This window comes from Nocardioides endophyticus, assembly GCF_039543845.1.
Taxonomy (GTDB): domain Bacteria; phylum Actinomycetota; class Actinomycetes; order Propionibacteriales; family Nocardioidaceae; genus Nocardioides; species Nocardioides endophyticus.
In genome coordinates this window covers 84,081-101,425 of the sequence record NZ_BAABKN010000009.1, presented here as the reverse complement: position 1 = coordinate 101,425, position 17,345 = coordinate 84,081, and the positions used below count along the sequence as shown (strand labels likewise).

The 17,345-nt window shown below is 72.0% G+C and carries 17 protein-coding genes and 1 riboswitch; of the genes, 2 read left to right on the top strand and 15 right to left on the bottom strand.

Translation table 11 applies throughout. The features are described 5' to 3' along the window. Positions 1–9: 9 nt before the first annotated feature. Genes ABEA33_RS06365 through ABEA33_RS06355 form a run of 3 tightly spaced genes read right to left on the bottom strand, consistent with a single transcriptional unit; the run spans position 10 to position 3,298 of the window. Complete coding sequence (locus ABEA33_RS06365) at positions 10–1,206, bottom strand: Rieske 2Fe-2S domain-containing protein (protein ID WP_345525866.1); 1,197 nt, start codon at positions 1,204–1,206, stop codon at positions 10–12. A gap of 14 nt (positions 1,207–1,220) precedes the next feature. Further along, entirely contained in the window at positions 1,221–2,171 is a 951-nt protein-coding gene (locus ABEA33_RS06360) for a PDR/VanB family oxidoreductase (protein WP_345525865.1), read from the bottom strand. After that, positions 2,171–3,298 (bottom strand): MFS transporter, encoded by a 1,128-nt coding sequence (locus tag ABEA33_RS06355; RefSeq protein ID WP_345525864.1) that lies wholly within the window; start codon positions 3,296–3,298, stop codon positions 2,171–2,173. Before ABEA33_RS06355 ends, ABEA33_RS06360 begins: the two co-directional genes overlap by 1 nt. Positions 3,299–3,356: 58 nt before the next feature. On the opposite strand from ABEA33_RS06355, the gene ABEA33_RS06350 reads away from it, so the two are divergent. After that, on the top strand, positions 3,357–4,154 hold the full coding sequence (locus ABEA33_RS06350) for a collagen-like triple helix repeat-containing protein (RefSeq protein ID WP_345525863.1): 798 nt from the start codon (positions 3,357–3,359) through the stop codon (positions 4,152–4,154). Between the two features lie 36 nt (positions 4,155–4,190). On the opposite strand, the gene ABEA33_RS06345 is transcribed toward ABEA33_RS06350, so the two are convergent. From ABEA33_RS06345 to ABEA33_RS06335, 3 genes are read right to left on the bottom strand one after another with little or no spacing between them, the layout of a single operon-like run. Then, positions 4,191–5,309, bottom strand: a complete 1,119-nt coding sequence (locus ABEA33_RS06345; protein WP_345525862.1) for a matrixin family metalloprotease — start codon at positions 5,307–5,309, stop codon at positions 4,191–4,193. Positions 5,310–5,355: 46 nt separating this feature from the next. Further along, positions 5,356–6,675 carry a hypothetical protein gene (locus ABEA33_RS06340; RefSeq protein WP_345525860.1) on the bottom strand — a complete coding sequence of 440 codons (1,320 nt, stop codon included), beginning with the start codon at positions 6,673–6,675 and terminating at the stop codon, positions 5,356–5,358. Next, entirely contained in the window at positions 6,675–7,076 is a 402-nt protein-coding gene (locus ABEA33_RS06335; RefSeq protein ID WP_345525859.1) for a hypothetical protein, read from the bottom strand. The genes ABEA33_RS06340 and ABEA33_RS06335 overlap by 1 nt, the downstream gene beginning before the upstream one ends. Positions 7,077–7,254: 178 nt before the next feature. On the opposite strand from ABEA33_RS06335, the gene ABEA33_RS06330 reads away from it, so the two are divergent. Beyond that, a complete protein-coding gene (locus ABEA33_RS06330; protein WP_345525858.1) occupies positions 7,255–7,869 on the top strand; it encodes a hypothetical protein in 615 nt (204 codons plus the stop codon). Positions 7,870–7,884: 15 nt separating this feature from the next. Here ABEA33_RS06330 and ABEA33_RS06325 read toward each other — a convergent pair whose 3' ends face one another. The 9 genes from ABEA33_RS06325 to ABEA33_RS06285 all read right to left on the bottom strand — a co-directional run bounded on the left by ABEA33_RS06325 (position 7,885) and on the right by ABEA33_RS06285 (position 17,339). After that, positions 7,885–8,457 (bottom strand): C40 family peptidase, encoded by a 573-nt coding sequence (locus tag ABEA33_RS06325; RefSeq protein ID WP_345525857.1) that lies wholly within the window; start codon positions 8,455–8,457, stop codon positions 7,885–7,887. A 3-nt stretch (positions 8,458–8,460) separates the two neighbouring features. Beyond that, positions 8,461–8,618, bottom strand: a riboswitch (cyclic di-AMP (ydaO/yuaA leader). A gap of 215 nt (positions 8,619–8,833) precedes the next feature. Then, complete coding sequence (locus ABEA33_RS06320; protein ID WP_345525856.1) at positions 8,834–9,472, bottom strand: ABC transporter ATP-binding protein; 639 nt, start codon at positions 9,470–9,472, stop codon at positions 8,834–8,836. Next, on the bottom strand, positions 9,469–10,287 hold the full coding sequence (locus tag ABEA33_RS06315; RefSeq protein WP_345525854.1) for an ABC transporter ATP-binding protein: 819 nt from the start codon (positions 10,285–10,287) through the stop codon (positions 9,469–9,471). Before ABEA33_RS06315 ends, ABEA33_RS06320 begins: the two co-directional genes overlap by 4 nt. A gap of 4 nt (positions 10,288–10,291) precedes the next feature. Then, complete coding sequence (locus ABEA33_RS06310; protein WP_345525852.1) at positions 10,292–13,060, bottom strand: hypothetical protein; 2,769 nt, start codon at positions 13,058–13,060, stop codon at positions 10,292–10,294. Between the two features lie 69 nt (positions 13,061–13,129). Further along, a complete protein-coding gene (locus ABEA33_RS06305; protein WP_345525850.1) occupies positions 13,130–13,954 on the bottom strand; it encodes an HAD-IIA family hydrolase in 825 nt (274 codons plus the stop codon). A gap of 26 nt (positions 13,955–13,980) precedes the next feature. Beyond that, positions 13,981–15,198, bottom strand: a complete 1,218-nt coding sequence (locus ABEA33_RS06300; RefSeq protein ID WP_345525848.1) for a histidine kinase dimerization/phospho-acceptor domain-containing protein — start codon at positions 15,196–15,198, stop codon at positions 13,981–13,983. Continuing rightward, the gene (locus ABEA33_RS06295) at positions 15,191–15,889 is read right to left on the bottom strand and encodes a response regulator transcription factor (RefSeq protein ID WP_345525847.1); all 699 of its coding nucleotides are present in this window, start codon (positions 15,887–15,889) and stop codon (positions 15,191–15,193) included. The genes ABEA33_RS06300 and ABEA33_RS06295 overlap by 8 nt, the downstream gene beginning before the upstream one ends. A gap of 44 nt (positions 15,890–15,933) precedes the next feature. Next, positions 15,934–16,557 carry a signal peptidase I gene (locus ABEA33_RS06290; protein WP_345525845.1) on the bottom strand — a complete coding sequence of 208 codons (624 nt, stop codon included), beginning with the start codon at positions 16,555–16,557 and terminating at the stop codon, positions 15,934–15,936. Between the two features lie 251 nt (positions 16,558–16,808). Further along, entirely contained in the window at positions 16,809–17,339 is a 531-nt protein-coding gene (locus ABEA33_RS06285) for a hypothetical protein (RefSeq protein WP_345525844.1), read from the bottom strand. Positions 17,340–17,345: the final 6 nt, after the last annotated feature.

The window sequence follows — 17,345 nt, the reverse complement described above, 5'->3', positions numbered from 1 at the left end:
GCCCCTCGCTCACTTGCTGACACGGACCGTCGGGTCCTGCTGGACGGTGGGCGCGACCTGCTCGATGTGACGCCGCCAGGCAGTCAACGACAGGTCCGGGCGGTAGAGCTTCTCAGGCGGTGCGTCCATGACGTCGACCATCCAGGCGTCCTGAGCGGTGAACTGCCCGTGGAAGAGCCAGCGGATCGCCCCCAGGTACTTCGCTTTGAACGCCGTTGCCTTCGTCCCCTTCTCGAAGCGCACCATGATCTGGACGTAGCGCACGGTGTCCTCGTCAACCGGCACGTACCACTCGTAGTGGATGAAGTGCGGGTAGGCGACCCGCAGGAGACCGGGCATCCGGATGGAGACGAAGCCAGGGATGTCGAGACCCTGGATGACCGGGTTGACGTCCGCGGCCTTGCCCGGCGCGTCCGGCAACGGCATCCGCTTCCACCAGCGCTTGTTGGTCCAGGTCCCCAGGCCCGGGAACTCGGCCTCCCAGTGAACGGCGTCCTGGACGCGGATCAACCAGCCGTCCTTCTCCACGATGCGCGTCTCGTTCCATGCCGGCATCACCTTGAACAGTCGCCAGAGCGCGGTGTTGTGGAGGTACTTGGCGTGCCCCTCGTCGAAGCCGTTCTCGGCGGCGAAGCGCCAGTTGCCCGGCCGGATGTCCCACCGCCCGCCGAGCACGAAGTCGTTCTCGACGAGCTCCGCCGGGATGTCACGCTCCACGGGGGCCGGGTCGTCGTCTCCGACGTAGATCCAGACCAGGCCGAGGCGCTGCTCGACGGCGTAGGTCCGGACCCCGACCTTGCCGTTGATCGGCGACGACGGACCGTCGGTGAGAGCTGCGCACATCTTCCCGGTGTCCAGGCGGTAGGTCCAGCCGTGGTACGGGCAGCTGATCGTGCCTTCGTACTGACGGCGGCCGAGCGAGAGTGGTACGCCGCGGTGCGGGCAACGGTCGTGCAGCGCGTGGATCTGGTCCCCTTCGCGGACCAGCACGATCTTCTCGCCCAACAGCGTGATCGGGACCGGCTTCTGGCCGATCTGCTCAGCCCACATGATCGGGTACCAGTAGTTGCGGAAGCCGCGGGAGGCGGCGTCGTACGTCGGCCAAGACGACCAGTCGTTGCCGGGCGACTCGGGCGTGGGCTCGGTCTTCTTCACGGTGCGGGCGCGGCGCTTGGCGACGCGCGGCTCGTCGGCGGTGGCGGTCACGGTTCCTCCTGGGATCAGATGTCGAGCACGAGTCGGGACGTCGTCGCGCGTGAGACGCAGACGGCGAGGCTGGCAGTGTCGTCGAGCTCCGCACCGGTGCGGATCGAGTCGCGATGCTCGGGGACGCCGTCGAGGACGGCGACCTCGCACGAGCCGCAGACCCCCTCGCGACAGGCGTTGGGCACCGAGATGCCCTCGATCTCGAGGACGTCGAGGATGCTGATGCCGGCCGGCACCTCCCGCTCGATGCCGCTGCGGGAGCAGACCACGGTCACGGGCCGGTCCTCGAAGCCCGACAGGTCCTTGGCGGTGAATCGCTCGAGGTGGACGCTGACCTGCGGCAGGGCGTCGCAGCGTCGCTCGACCACGTCGAGCAGCGCGGACGGCCCGCAGCAGTAGACCCCGAGACCCTCGGGGGCGTCCTCCAGCAGCCGGTCGAGCGGGAGCAGTCCGCGCTCGTCGGCGGGCCAGAGCTCGACCCGGTCTCCGTAGCCGGCCAGCTGGTCGAGGAAGCCCATGGACGAGCGGGAGCGGCCGCCGTAGACCAGGCGCCACTCCTCGCCGCGAGCAGCGACCTCGCGCAGCATCGGCAGCAGCGGCGTGATGCCGATTCCGCCGGCGATGAACAGGTACTGCTTGGCGGGGAGCAGCTCGAAGTGGTTGCGCGGGCCGTCGACCTCGATTAGGTCGCCGGGCCGCAGCACCTCGTGGACGTACGACGAACCTCCCCGCGAGGCCGGCTCGTGGAGCACTCCCACCGTGTAGCGGCGGCGGTCCGCCGGATCGCCGCACAGCGAGTACTGCCGCAGCCCTCCCGGCGTGTCGACGTCGACGTGCGATCCGGGCGACCACACGGGCAGCCAGCCGCCGTCGGGGTCGACCAGCGTCACCTGCATCACCCCGTCCGCGAGCAGGGTCAGCGACTCGACCATCAGGTCGAGCACCCCCTCTTCGTCCGTCACCATCACCGAACCTCCACTTCTCCCGCACCGGCCCAGCGCCGGACGGCGTACACGATCGACAGGGACGCCGCGATGGCGCCGCCGGCAACGACCAACCAGGCCGCACCGAGCCCGTGGGTGTCGAGCACCCAGGCGAACAGCAGGGGGCCGACGACCCCACCGAGGAAGACGCCACCCTGGGTCAGCCCGGTCGCCCCGGAGACGCGACCCGCCCGGGCGCGGGAGACACTCAGGTTGAACAGCCCGTTCCAGCCCCACCCGAAGGCGTAGGCGACCACGACCCCTACCCCGAACACGACCGCCGACGAGGTCGCCAACAGGGCGTATCCCGCGGTGCCCACGAGGAGCATCCCCGCCACGCCGCCCAACATCCGCGCACCAGGGAGCAGCGAGCCGCGCCACGCGGCGAGCACCCGCAGGCCGATGCAGGCGAGGCTGCCGACCACCTGCACGACAGCGACCTGCGCGGGCGTGAGCCCACGCGCCGCCCCGGTCGACGCGACGAACGAGGGCAGGCTGGTCGCGGCGACCGAGGCCAGCACGGCCCCGACCACCAGCCCCACCATGAGGGGTGCCCCACCGACCGGTGCCGGCAGCGAGGGCAGGGGTGCCGAAGGGTCGGAAGCCATCCGCGCGGACTTGGCCGGCAGGCGGATGAGGAGTTGGGCCGCGAGCGTGAGCGCCACCACCGACCAGACCGCCGCGCGCCAGCTGTCCTGGCTCCCGAAGACGGCGAGCAGGACACCACTGAGCAGCGTCGCCGACGGGATCGCCGACTGGACGAGACCGAACGCCACCCCCTGACGACGCACGGGAACCGTGTCGGAGAGGACCTGGTTGGCAGCCGGTTGGACCAGGGCGTTGGGAAGACCGAGCAGGGTGAGGGCGATGACGATGGTGTGCGCGTCGGAGGCCACGGCGATGCCCACGAGGCCCAGGCTCGCGCCGCCGCACGCGAGCCGCATGGCGAGCCCGGGACCCAGGCGACCCACGAGGCGCCCGCCGAGCGGCGACACGACCGCCGAGACCAGGTAGTAGCCGGCCACGGCGACGCCCGAGATCGCGCGGCCACTCCCGCCCCTGACGTCCGGACGTGTCCCAACGACCGACACCGCGTCCAAGCCCTCCACCACCTCTCGTACTTAGTACGGTACGGCAAGCAGGCGGCTGGCGGGAAGGGAACGGTCCATGTGGCAGAACCCAGCAGTCGACGACCGGGGCGCGCGCTGGGTCAGTCTGTCCGTCGTCGCCGCTGCCGGCCTCTTCATCGCCGGGAGCGCCACCGGCGCCGTCGCCGGCAAGCTCGTCACGGGCGATGAGATCGCGAAGCACACCATCACGACGCGCAACATCGCTCCCGAGAGCGTCGGCATCCACAAGCTGAAGCCGGGCGTGCGCGCGGCCATCGCCGGGGGCGGTCAGGGCACCCCGGGATCCCCGGGCGCGAAGGGTGAGAAGGGGGACAAGGGCGAGAAGGGCGACACCGGCGCCGCCGGCACGAACGGCACCGACGGCGCACCTGGGGTCAACGACGTGTCGCTGTCGATCACCGATGAGACCACTCCCGGCGCCGTCCCGAGCGGTGGGTACTGGATCGTGCCACTGCCGGCCGACCAGCTCAACGGGGGTAGCGACTCCGAGGTCGACCTGCTGACCTTCGACCTGGCGGCCGGGCGGTACCTCGTCGACGTCACGGCGCAGTTCTACAGTCTGACTCCGGCCAGCACCGAGAACTACGGCGTCGTCACCCTCTACCGCGGACCCGACGCGGGATCGGCGACCAACATCCCCGGCACGCTCTTCACCGCAGACCTGCCCGACGGTAACGACCCCCTGGACCCCGCGAACGCCGGGCAGACCACTGGCAGCCAGATCGTCGAGCTCACCACGCCCACGACCATCTACGTCCGCGGGTCCTTGCGCACCGACGACACGACCCAGGACGTCGTCGCCGGCGCGCAGGCCGTCATCACGAAGGTCGGCTGACCGCAACGCCTCCGGGGAGTCGAGGCGGGCCGGCTGTCAGTTCAGGCAGCCGGACGCGGACCCGACCTTCCCGAGACCGGTGATGTCGCCGGCGCCCGGGTTGACGTTGTTGGCGGTGAGCTCGGGGTACATCATCTGGACCGGCTCGCCGGCGTGGTCGAGGCCGAGAGCGTGCATGATCTCGTGCATCGACACCGAGCCCCAGCCGACCTGGTCGAAGCCAGGCTGGAGGGTCGCGCCGTTGTCGAGGATGAGGTAGCCCCTGCTGATCCGGTACTGCACGTCGGCGCCGCGAACCTCGGGGCCGGACCAGCCGCCGTAGCCGACGGTGTTGCCGGCGAGGGTGGGCAGCTCGCTGTCGTTGGCCCACCCGACGGCGATGTCCGCGGTGCTCGCGGGGAAGGCCGGGTCCTGGAGGTTGCCGAGGTAGCGCCACGAGGTGGCACCGACGTAGCGGAACCGCAGGCCCGAGATACCGGCCAGGCGAGCGAACGCGCGCTGCATGTCCGGCAGCGCGGCGTACTTCTCCCCCGTCGGGTTGTAGGCCCAGCGGATGGTGCGGCAGGGGTTCCAGCGCGAGCCACCGGCGAAGAGCGCCCAGCCCGGCCCGTACGTCGTGCTGCCCGCGCCGACGTACCCGGCCGGCAGGTACTCGGGCGCGTCGAAGTTGGTGGGGGCGGTCGGCGGCGCCTTGACGACCTTGATCTTCAGGGCCCGCGTCGTGCCGCCGCGCAGTCCGTGGAACCGCTTGGTCTCGACCCGGAACACGCGGACCTTGGCCTTGCGGCCGGCGGGGATCTTGAACGCGTAGGCGCCCACGCGGTTCGACTTCTTGCGCGCGATCACCTTCCACTTGCGGCCCTTGCGCTCGGTGAGGGTCACCGGGCGCTTCCGGTGCCGGGTCGTGACGGACCCGACGATCCGGATCTTCTTGCCGACCTGGACGGTGCCGATGCGCGCGCTCGCGACCACCGGATAGCTCTTCCGCACCCGGACGGGGTCCGAATCGGAGCCCAGTCGGGTGCTGTCGACGGAGGTCGCCGACGCGGCCGCCGTGGCATCGGGTGCCGGGCCGGTGCCCGGCCCCGCGAGAAGCCCCGCGGCGACAACGCCCGTGACGAGGTAGGAGAAACGACGCAGCAGGGGTGAGGTCATCGATCTTTCGCTTTCGAGAAGGTGGTGCGCTCTGGCAAGGTGCTGGTCAGTCGAGTACGCCAGGCGCCGCACCTTCGTCGTCGACCCAGTCCTCACCCACGTCGAAGAGCTCCTTCTTCTTGCCCTTCTCGTCGTCCTTGCCGCGGCCGGACCGACCGCCGGCGCCAGCGCTACCGCGGGCACCCGCACCTGCGCGGCCGCCGGCATTCGCTCCCGCGCGACCGCCAGAGCCGGAGCGTCCTGCCCCGGCGCCCGATCCGGAACGACCCGCGCCGCCGGTGCCGCCGGCACCCGCACGGCCGGCAGTGCCACCGGATCCTGCCGCCGCACCCGAGCGCCCGATGGTGCCGGCCCCGCCCGCGCGCGCCGAGCTGCCGATGCCGCGTACGGCGCTCGCGGCCGTGCCGCGGCCCGCCGTACCGGCAGTGCCGGCCGCACCGCCGGAGGTCGGGAACAGCCCGCCCTTGAGCGCACCGGTGAGCTTGGCACCGAGCAGGCCGGCGGCCATGCCGCCAGCCGTCGCTCCGGCAGTGCCGATGCCGCCGAGTCCGGGTGAGCCAGGCGTCCCGGACCCACCGGACACGGTCCCATCGACGGGGGTCGCCGGGAATCCGGTCGACCCGCCACCGGGGACGTTGCCGTGGGAGTCGTGGCCCCCGCCCGTCGGGGCGTAGTCGACGTGGTGTCCGTTGTTGGAGGGGACGAAGCCGACCTCGACGTGGCCGCCGCCCGGCCGCCCCTGGAGGTGCGGCACCGCCGCGGCACCACCACTGCCAGCACTACCCGAGGAGCCGCCGGCACTGCCTGGCTGCTGCTTCGGCGGAGGCGGCGGGAGCGGCGGGTCGGGCTCGCCGTGGATCTCCTTCATCGTCAAGATCTGCTTCTCGAAGGCCTCGTCGAGCGCATCGGCGGCGGCCCGTGCCTTCTCCTCCTGCGCGGCGTACGCCTGGGCGAAGGCCTGCTCCTTCGCCTTGCTCTGCGCCTGCTGCTGGAGCTCCTCGTCGGTCGGGTTGCCGACCGGGGCGCGGTACGCCGTGGGCGCGGCCATGTCGGTCATCGTCGTGTGGACGTCGGCCGCCGCCTGCATCGCGTCGCTCACCGCGACCAGGGCGCCGGCCCCATTGCCGAGCACCGCGGCCTTGCGGGTCATCGCCTCCGCCGACTTCTGGAACGCGGCGTCCACCGCGGGCCCGGTCTGCCCGCCGATCGCGTGCCGCACTCCCTGGGAAGAGGTCCGGAGGTAGACGGCGATCGTCTCGAGCAACGTGCCGCATCGACGCCAGTCGTTGGCTCCGGTGCTGACGACGGTCGGCTCGGTGCCGGTGACGGCGGTGGTGAGCCGCTCGACCTGAGGTCCGCGCACCATCAGCCCTCACCTCCCGCGGGCGGTTGGCACGTCGTGTTGGTGCGCAGGTCGGGACTGTCCAAGCAGTTGCCGATGTCGGCGAGCTGGCTCTTGCGGGTCGGCGTCAGGTCCGCCGCGGCCTGCTGGTCGTTCTCGTGCAGGTCCTTGGCGAAGCCGTCGAGGTTGTCGGCGAAGCCCTGCAGGCCGAGCACCATCTGGTCCAGTGCCTCGATCACGTGCTTGTGCGCGACGGCGGTGTGGTGGTCGAACATCGCGCCCTTCGCGGACCCCCCGTAGAGACCGGTCAACTCCGGTGGCGCCGCCTTCCCCACAGCTCCCGCATGCTCCTGGAGGATGTCGCGGCACTGATTGATGAGCTCCTCCGGAAGCCCCAGTGTGGTCAGAACATCCAACACCTGCATCTGTTCGTCACCTTCCCCCGATGAAGCGTCCAGCTGGTCGATCACGTCGTCGTACGGCCACTTCCCCCGTTGGCGAGCGGGCAAAACCTCCGGACCGGCACGGACTCGGGCCGCGTTTCGGCGCTGACCGCGCTGGTTAAGGTTGAGGACGACGTTCTCGGACCACCAGGAGGCTCCCGTGTCTGGCTCGGTGTCGCACCCAGCGCGCTCTCGCGCGTACGCCGCCGTGGCGGCTGCCGGCCTCGTCCTGGCGCTCGTCGGCTGCAGCGACGACGACCCGAAGGCCGGGGCCGAGGAGACACCGTCGGCAACCGCGTCGCCCACCGCGGACTCGTCGGAGCCGAGCCCGACCGAGGAGGCATCGGCCAGCGTGACCCCGGCGACCGGCGTGCTGCTGGACATGCCGCACGCCACGATCAACGCTCCGAAGGGGTGGAAGCAGCTGGAGGACTTCCTGGACTTCGGCACGGAGGCGAATCCGCCCACCGGGACCGGCGCCGTACGGCTCACGCAGCTGGAGTTCCCCGGCCCGGAGATCTCCGTCGACCTGCAGGCCAAGGCCGCGCTGCAGGGCCGGCTCGGTGACATGAAGCGCGAGCCGGACGTCGAGATCGCGGGGCTGACCTTCTACCACCTCAGCGGCACGCCCAACAAGGACAGCCACCTGGACACCTTCGGAGTGCTCAACGACGGCTTCCAGACGGGCATCGACTTCGAGTTCGAGAACAAGGTGCCCGAGGCCGAGCGCCAGAAGATCATCGACGAGAGCCTCGCGACGTTCACCTGGCGCTGAGCCCCGGGCGAGCGGTCAGCGACCGCGCAGCGTCCCCGGGAACCACGAGTTCGTCCAGACCCGGTCGGTGCGGACGCGGGTGCCGGAGTACGGCGCGTGCAGCACCAGCCGGCGACCGTGGCCCCACCCGGCGAACACGCCGACGTGGTAGACGCCGCCCCTGCCGGTGAAGAACATCAGGTCGCCGCGCTTCATCGCCCCGCGGGAGATGTGCCGCGCGAAGTGCGCCTGTGCCGACGAGGTCCGCGGGATCCGCGAGAAGCCCGCGCGACGGAAGCTGTAGAAGGTCAGCCCGGAGCAGTCGAAGCTGCGCGGCCCGGACGCGCCGTACGCGTAGGGGTCGCCCTTCTGCGCAACCGCGGTCCGCATCGCCAGCTCCACCCGGCTCGGCTTGGGCCTGTGGTGCTTCGGCTTGTGGTGCTTGGGCGTGGCCTTCGCCTGGGAGACGGCGTGCGTGCCGACCGTGGCGGCGTGGACGTCGGAGACCGGCGCGGAGGTGAGCAGGCCGACGGCGAGCGCGCCACTGAGGGCGGCACGGACACCGGTGCGACCGCAGGCGCGGGCAAGAGTGGGCAGGGCGAGAGACATAGCGTGGTTTCCTTCCCACGCCTGCGAGGTGAGCTGTCGGGTTCGGGCGAGGAAGGTGCCCGGCCGCCAGTCGGCGGCTTCACCCCGAGCGGCCCGAAGACCGCGAAGGTGGTTCCCCCACTCCTGCCCGTGCAACTTGTGATCGTCGGCCGGACGGACTGTCCGACCTTGCGGACCGGTGCCATGAGCGGGCAGGACTCGGCGTGCTCGGGAACCGGTAGTGCTTGGTGCAATCGTCAACGAAGGTAGCCACCAGAAGTGCCGATCGCGATTCCACCAGCGGCGGTTGCCGTGGCGCACGCCACATCCCCCGCGTGAATCCGGGGTTCGATTGGACGCAGATCACACAGTTCGAGCGGTGTGACTCAGCGGGTTCTCACGCCAGGACGCGCCCGTCCTCGAGGCGTACGACGCGGTGCGCGACCTCCCAGACCCGCTGGTCGTGGGTCGCGACGAGCACCGCCGACCCGGCCCGCGCGGCGTCCGCGAGCGCCCCGATCACCTGGCTGACGTGGTCGTCGTCCTGGTGCCCGGTGGGCTCGTCGAGCACCGCGAGACGCGGGTCGAGGATCAGGGCTCGGGCGATCGCGACCCGCTGCTGCTCGCCCAACGAGGTCTCCGTGACGCTGCGCCGCCCGAACGCCGTCAGGTCGAGCGCGGAGGCCAGCCGGACGAGGGCCTCCGCCGGGTCGACGCCGGTCCGGTGCGCCGGCAGCGCGATGTTGTCCTCGACCGTGAGGCCCGCGAGCAGGCCGTGCTGCTGGGGCACCACGGCCACCAGCGACCAGTCGGCCGTCTCGACGGTCGGGCGACCGTCGAGAGACGCCGTGCCGCAGTCCGGCCGCTCGATCCCGGCGGCCAGGTGGCAGACCGTGGACTTGCCGGACCCCGACGGCCCGGCGAGCGCGACCAGCTCGCCCGGCTCGACGCGCAGGGAGACGTCGTGGAGGACCTCGACGCGGCGCTCCCCCACGCCGTACCCGTGCGCGATCTCCACCAGCTCGAGCCCGATCACGACTCCTCCTCCGGAGCTCGCAGGCGTACGCCGTCGGCCCCGATCTCGACGACGACCCGCCGTGATGGGAAGAGGTCGAGCACCGCCGGCGGCAGCTGCAGGCGGCCGGTCGCGTCGATGACCCCAGTGGTGTCGCGGCGGGTGGTCTCGCTGGAGAGGACGCCGTGGCGCAGCCGCAGCAGTCGGTCCGCGCGGTGCATGATCCGCTCGTCGTGGCTACTGATCACGACCGCCGCGCCGGCGGCTGCCGCCGCCAGGAGCGCATCGACGACGACGTCGGCGTTGGCGTGGTCGAGCTCGGCGGTCGGCTCGTCGGCGACGATGAGAGCGGGGCTGCCGGCGAGCGCGAGCGCGACGGCGAGCCGCTGCTGCTCGCCGCCGGAGAGCGCGAGCGGCAGGTGGTCGGCACGGTGCCCGAGCCCGACGGCGGCGAGCGCGTCCGCGGGGTCGTCGGTGCGGGCGCCTCGCCAACCGGCGACCTGCCGGAGCTGGTCGACGGCGCGCAGGTGCGGGAAGACCCCGAGCGCCGAACGCTGCGGCACGAACCCGATCCGCCGGCGCCGCAGCTGGCGCAGGTCACGGGTGGAGGCGGCCCCGATGTCCCCGCCGAGCACGGTCAGGGTCCCGGCGCTCGGGCGGTCGCGGGCACCGAGCATGGTGAGCAGGCTGCTCTTGCCCGAGCCGGACGGCCCGGCGACGACGGTCAGGGCGCCGGGGTGCACCTCGAGCCCGATGCCGCGCAGGGCATGGGTCTCGCCGGTCGCGGAGCGGAAGACCTTCACCAGGTCCTCGCAGCTCGCGGCCGGGTCGGTCACGCTCTCAGCCTCCGGCACGAAGCACCTCCGCGGGGATCCGCCGGCGAGCGCGCCGGGCGCCCAGCAGCCAGGCGAGCAGCACGGTGACGGCCAGGACGACCAGCAGGGCGACGACGTCGGCGACGGCCGGCCGGGGCCGGGTGAGAGGCGGGATGGTCGCGACCGCGTCGATGATCGTCGGCGCGAGCACCAGCACGGCGCCGGCGATCACGGCGGCGAGGACGGCCGTCGCGACGGCGTACGCCACCTCCCAGGCACGGGCCCGCGCCAGCTCGCGAGACGACCAGCCCATCCGTGCGAGCAGTACGTCGGAGACCGTGTCGCGGTCGGCCAGGCGCAGCGCGAGCACGAGCGCGCCGGCGAGGGCCAGCACGAGCATCACCGCCCCGAGCACGAGCACGTAGCCAGCCGCCCAGGTCGAGGCGACCAGGCCGTTGGTGATCGCCTCATCGGTCGCGCTGACGACGTCGCCGTCGGTGGACACGTCGGCGCCGGTGAGCGAGGCCCGCAGCTGCGCCGGCGAGTCGCTCGACCACACCCAGGACGTGAACACTCCGGCGGTGTCGCTGGTCGCCCCGGGCTTGCGCGGGTCGACCGTCGGCAGCACCAGGCGGAAGAGCCGCCGGCTCGCGGCGATCACCGTGACATCGCCGGTCTCGCTCTCCGAGCCCGGGAACGCCGCCACGACGCCCACCACCTCGAACGGGATCTGGAACTCACCGTTGAAGTCGAGCGTGCCCTGGTCACCGGCCTCGAAGTGGGTGCGGCCGGCGAGGATCACCTGGAGCCCGTGGCCCTTGCGGTCGAGCTTCTTCAGGAGCTCCCGCCCGGCGTCCAGCTCACCCGAGGCACCCCAGTCGGCGACGCCGTCGAACGACTCCGGCTCGATCGCCAGGAGGGGCTGGTCGCCGAAGTCGGGCGGCAGGGTGACGGTGCGCCGCCACACGATCGTGGTGTCGTCGGCGGGTGGCGTGAGCACTCCCCGCATGCGCTGGCCACGGAAGTCGTCCGCCACCTCGATGGACGTCGCTGCGCCGGCCAGGGAGGCGGTCTTGTCGGCGACGCCCTCGTCGATCCCGCGCTGGACGGTCAGGGCATAGGCGAACAGGCCGAGCGCGATCGCGACCACCGCGGTGAGCGCGGTGACCTCCCGCATGATCGGGCCGCTACGCCGGGTCGCGAGCCAGCGTGCGCTGCCGGGGCGAGCACCGCCGGGACGCCGGGCCCGCAGCCACGCGAGCCCGCGGGCGACCAGCACCGCCACGGACGCGGCGGTCAACACCGGGAACGCCATGGTCAGCACGGTCGCGCTGCGGTCGACGACGTCGACGGTGAAGACGGCCGCGGCGACCACCGCGGTGGCCGCGAGGAGGGCCGCCGTCCACGGCAGGCCGCGGCGTCCGCGCCCCAGCCGGGACAGTCGGTCGACCCGGTCGGTGCCGGCCGCGGCCAGACCCGCCGTCGCGGTGATCAGGAGCAGCGCCCCACCCGCGGCGAGCACCCCGGTCACCAGGTCCGACCGCCCTACGGTGAGTCCGCTGTCGGTCGGCGGGCCGGCGACGAGTACGCCGAGGCAGGCCAGCCCGAGGCCTGCCGGGACGGCGAGCAGGCAGACGAGCAGCATCTCGAGCGCGGCCAGACCGGCCACCTCGTCCGGTCGAAGGCCGAGGCCCGAGGCCAGTAACTGCTCTCGGCGGCGGCTGCGGCCGAGCAGCACCCAGCCGGCGACGAGCAGCGCAGCGGCGAGCACCTGCCCCGCCACGGCGTACGGCCGGACCTGGTCGCGCGCGCTGGTGGCCGTGTGGTCGGCGTCGGAGACGATGTCCGGAAGGCCGGACGCGACCTGGAGCTCGGCGCCCATCGGCTCGGCGTCGAGGAGGTAGCGCGCCAGCAGCTGGGACTGGTCGTAGGCGTCGTCGGCGAGCCGCTGGACCTGCTGGACCGTGGTCGTCGCCTGGTCGGGGGTGATCTCGGTGTCCAGGGCGAGGTCGGCGAAGTAGAGCGGGGTGTCGCCGGACGCCAGGACCAACCTGTCGAAGACCGGACGGCTCGCGATGGCGAGCGGCGTCCCCTCGGACGGGTTGTCGGGGTCGGTCGGCAGGTACCAGCGCTCGGCGTCCGGCTGGTCGCGGAGCTGGACCGGCAAGGTCGAGTCGGGCGCCGGGTCGTAGGTGCCGGCCAGGACCGTCCGAGCGAGCCGGCCGCCCTCCGTCAGGAACGTCTGCTGCAGGCCGATCCGGAGTTGGTCGCCGACCTCGAGGCCGAGTCGCTGGGCGACGTCCGATGTGAGCCACACCCCGGGGGCATCCTCGTCGCCGCCGAGCGCGGCGATCGCGCCGGCGTGGTACCAGAGCGCCGAGGTCTCAACAGTGGAGGGCTCGACAGTGGAGGGCTCAACAGTGGAGGGCTCCACAGTGGAGGCCTCGGCTCCCTTGCCGGCGGTGACGACGGCCTTGCGGGTCCGGTTCTGACCGACCGACGAGGCGCCGATGCTCGGGGGCCTGTAGCCCGTCAGCGCGTCCATCCGCCCGACCAACAGCGCTTCGCCCTGGGTCGGTACGACGGCGTCCCAGGTGACCCGAAGGTCGCCCGAGTCCGCGCCGTACGGGACCCCGGCCGCATCCTCGAGGCCCTCCGCCAGCGCGGTGGACCGGGCGGTCGCGGCGAAGAGCGGTGGGGCGACGAACGACGCGACGAGCAGCGTGACCGCTACCAGCATCAGCGCCAGCCAGCCCGGAGTCCGGACCAGCCGGAGCGGCGCGGCCTGCCACACTGCCCCAGATCGTGGGCGCCCCGATCTCACGCGCCCGACCTCGGGGCGCGGGTGGCGTGGGTCACGCGGTCAGGGTACGGCGGTGGGAGCGCTCCCGCCAGAAGCTCGGCCGGCAACTTCGGCCACCAGGTCCGCGATCGAGTCGACGACCCGCGTCGGCCGGTAGGGGAACGTCTCGATCTGCTCCGGGCGCGTCGACCCGGTGGTGACGAGGATCGTGCGCAGCCCCGCCTCGAGCCCGCTGATGATGTCGGTGTCCATCCGGTCGCCGATCATCACGGTGGTCTCGGAGTGCGCCTGCAGCCGGTTGAGCGCGCTGCGCATCATCAGCGGGTTGGGCTTGCCGATGAAGTACGGCGTGCGCCCGGTCGCCGTGCTGATCAGGGCCGCGACCGAGCCGGTCGCCGGCAGCAGGCCGTGCTGGCTCGGGCCGCTGGGGTCGGGGTTGGTCGCGATGAACCGGGCGCCGGCCGCCACCAGCCGGATCGCCCGGGTGATCGCCTCGAACGAGTAGGTGCGGGTCTCGCCCAGCACCACGTAGTCGGGGTTGCGGTCGGTCATCACGTAGCCGACGTCGTGCAGAGCGGTCGTCAGGCCAGCTTCACCCACGACGTACGCCGTGCCGTGCGGGCGCTGCTCCTCGAGGAACTGGGCCGTAGCCAGCGCCGAGGTCCAGATCGCGTCCTCAGGCACGTCGATGCCGCTGCCGAGCAGCCGAGCGCGCAGGTCACGCGGGGTGAAGATCGAGTTGTTGGTGAGCACCAGGAACTGCCGGCCCGACGACTTGAGCGCCTCGATGAACTCCTGGGCGCCCGGGATCGGCACCTCCTCGTGGACGAGGACGCCGTCCATGTCGGTCAGCCAGGTCTCCACGGGGCGTGTCATGGCGCCCATTCTGTCGGGTCGAGCCACCGGTCGGGTCAGCGGCGCGGCAGCAGGACCTCGATGCCGTCGGCGGGGTGCTCGCCGGTGACCCGGCCACCCAGCGCCTCGACGACGGCCCGCACCTGGCTCATCCGGTCGACGGTCTCGCCGCCGAGCTCGCTCTCCGGGGTCCGGCCCGCGCACAGCACGGTGACGCGCAGGTGGCCCTCCGTCTCGGCGTTGAAGACGATCCGCACGGCACCGGTGCCGCGGCGTACGACGTCGGCGAGCAGCAGGTCTGTGGCGTGCTCGACCGGGCCTGGGGTGTAGGTCAGGGTCAGGTCGCCCTCGGCGGCCGCCGTGAGCGCCCGGTTGCGGGCGGCGAGGCGGTCCGCCCAGCGCTGGGCCAGCTGCGTCGAGAGATCGGAGAGCGGGACCTCGGCACCGACGACCAGGCTGCCGCGGCGGGTGATCTCGACGAGCTCGGCCGCGACGGCGGAGACCTCCTCGACCTTGGCCAGGCACCGCTTGACGGTCTCCTGAGCGTCCTCGGGCAGGTCGTCGCGCAAGCTGAGGTCCTCGAGCTCGAGCCGGATTCCGGTGAGCGGCGTGCGGAGCACGTGCGACGTGTGCTCGGCGAACGCGCGCTCGCGGTGGACCCGGTCCTCCAGCGCGAGCGCGCTCGAGCGCAGCGCGTTGGCGATCGAGCTGGCCTCGGGGATGCGGGTCTTCGGCAGGTCGAGGTCGAAGCGACCACGGCCGAGCGCCGCCGCGGCGACGGCAAGCTTCTGGAACGGCGCGGACAGGGCCGTGGCGATCAGGAAGCCCGCCATGCCGGCCGCGACCGCGATCAGCACGAAGAGCGCGGTGATCGAGCCGATGTCGCGACCGATCACGTCGCGGATCACCGACGACGACTGGCTGACGGTGACTCGTCCGGCGCCGTCGACGGTGGCGGTGGCGGCGATGTCTCCGTCGCCGTCGTCGTCCTCGCCCTGGTAGTCCTTGCCGGTGACGACGACCTCCGCGCCGCCGGCGTCGTACTGGAGCCGGTCCTGCGGGCCGACCAGGGGCTGCAGGAAGTCCTCGTCGACGGCTCCACCGGCGGCCTCCCGGTCGCCGATGATGGCGGCCACGAGGTCGGCCTGCTGGCTCAGCTGGCCGGCGACCTGTTCCCGGATCAGGTCCTGCAGCACGTAGGTGCGCACCAGGCCGGCCCCCAGGAGGAGGACGACGCTCAGGACTATGAAAGCTGCGGTGAGCCGCTCACGCATCGACGGGTCCGCCTTCGAGGCGGAATCCCACACCTCGAACGGCTACCACGCGATCGGTCACGCCTACGGACTCGAGCTTCTGGCGGAGCCGACCGATGGTGACGTCGAGCGTCTTGGTCGAGCCGTACCAGTTCTCGTCCCACACGTCGGCCATCAGCCGACCACGGGAGACGACCTTGTCCCGGTTGGCGGCCAGGATCGAGAGGACCTCGAACTCCTTGCCGGTGAGCGGGACCTCGTCGGTCCCGGCGTAGACCCGTCGGGCCTCGACGTCGATGCGCACCTCGTCGGGGGAGGCCGGCTCATCGGCGCTGCCCGGAAGTGGTGAGGACGTACGGCGCAACAGGGCGCGCACACGCGCCTGCAGCTCGGCCAGGCCGAAGGGCTTGGCCAAGTAGTCGTCGGCCCCGTAGTCGAGGCCGACCACCCGGTCCAGCTCGCCCGCACGGGCGGTGACGATCATGATCGCCCCCGTGTAGCCGGCTTCCCGGGCTCGTCGACAGACCTCGAGGCCGTCGATGTCCGGGAGACCCAGGTCGAGGATCACGAGCTCAGGCATCGTGGCCAGCGCGTCGAGTGCCTTCTGGCCACTCTCGACCCACTCGACGTCATAGCCCTCGCGCTCTAGGGTGCGAACAAGGGGAAACGCGATGTCCTCCTCGTCCTCCACCACCAGGACCCGTTGCGCCATGGGAGCGAGCATAGGGCCACGGGGGTCGTAGTCGAGCGCACTGTTCACGGTTTCGCCACCCGCGTTGCGGCGTCACGTCCGTCCACACGTGTCTCAGGAGCCTCAGGAGCGGGCTCGCTCTCGTCCGGCTCGACCACGTCTGGTCGACGCAGCCTCGCTGGGCGGTGACGCATCCGTCGGGACATCAGGACCACCAGCGCTGCTGCCGACGCCAGGATGAGCATCCACCCCTGCGCCCGGTAGAGCAGCAGGTAGGCCCACCCGATCCAGGGGATCGTGAACTCGACCCGGGACATCGTCGGAGAGCCCGGGCGCAGCACCCACGGGTCGGCGGTCGCCTCCGCGTCACCCTGGGTCCGGATCCCCTCCGGTCGGATGGACACGATCCGGTGGGTGACCATCGCGTCCTGGTCAGCGTCGGCACCGGGATGCGCGTAGGTGATCACGTCGCCCACCCGGAGGTCGCTGACCGGGACGACCCGCTCGAAGACGATCGAGCCGCGGTCGATGCCGCCGTCCATCGAGCTGCCCGTCATCACGTAGCGCTCGAGGCCGAGACCGATCGGGAGCAGGACCAGGAGCGTGACCGGCCCGAACAGCACCACGAACAGCAGCAAGCGCCCCCACGGCGTCGGCGCCGGGGGGCGAGGGGCTGTTTCGATCTCCATGGTGCTTGCTTTCCGAGATTGTCCGAGAGCAACGGGGGGGGTGGACCCGCCGGTCCAGCGCTCCCCCCGACAGCGCCGGCCCGACAGGCCCGTTCTCAGAGCGATCGTGTGGTGCATCCTCCCGGTGCACCCGCACTCACGCCCGTGTGGTCTGACGGCGACCGTCCGCGCTCCCCCCAGATGCGCGGGCGGCCACCTCATACCCGGGACCGTCAAGCCCTACGGCCTTATCGGTCCCAGCTCTTCAGTTGTTAGTCGTCCGTGACTTCGGTGTTGACCCACGTGTAGGTCGCGACCGCCGGCTCCCCCTGGTTGGCGAACGGCGCGCCGTCCGGCAACGACACCGTGAAGGTGAACGTGCTGGCGCTGCCCGGAGCGAGCTGGCCGACGTCCTGCGTCACGTCGTTCATCTCGCCGAACAGGCCGGTGTAGATGGTGCGCCCGTCCTGCTGGATCTCCAGGTTCAGCGTGCCGCCGGCGAAGGCGGCGGGCGTGGCGTTCTCCTCGAACGAGAGCCGCGACTCCCCGGCGCCCGAGTTGCGGATGGTCACGGTCTTGGTCGCGGAGTCACCCGGCTCGAGCTTGCTGATGGTGAGCGTGGCCCCCTGGCCGGGCTCGGCCTGCAGGCGGACCCCCGTCGCCGCCTCGCTGGCACCCGTCCACGGGATCCCGGTGACCGACGCGAGCACCGCGAGTGCGGCGATGACCGCGCCCGGGATGACGAACCGCCTCAACTGCCCGACCGACGTACGGGTCGGTGCGGTGGTCGTCGCGATGGTCATGTCCAG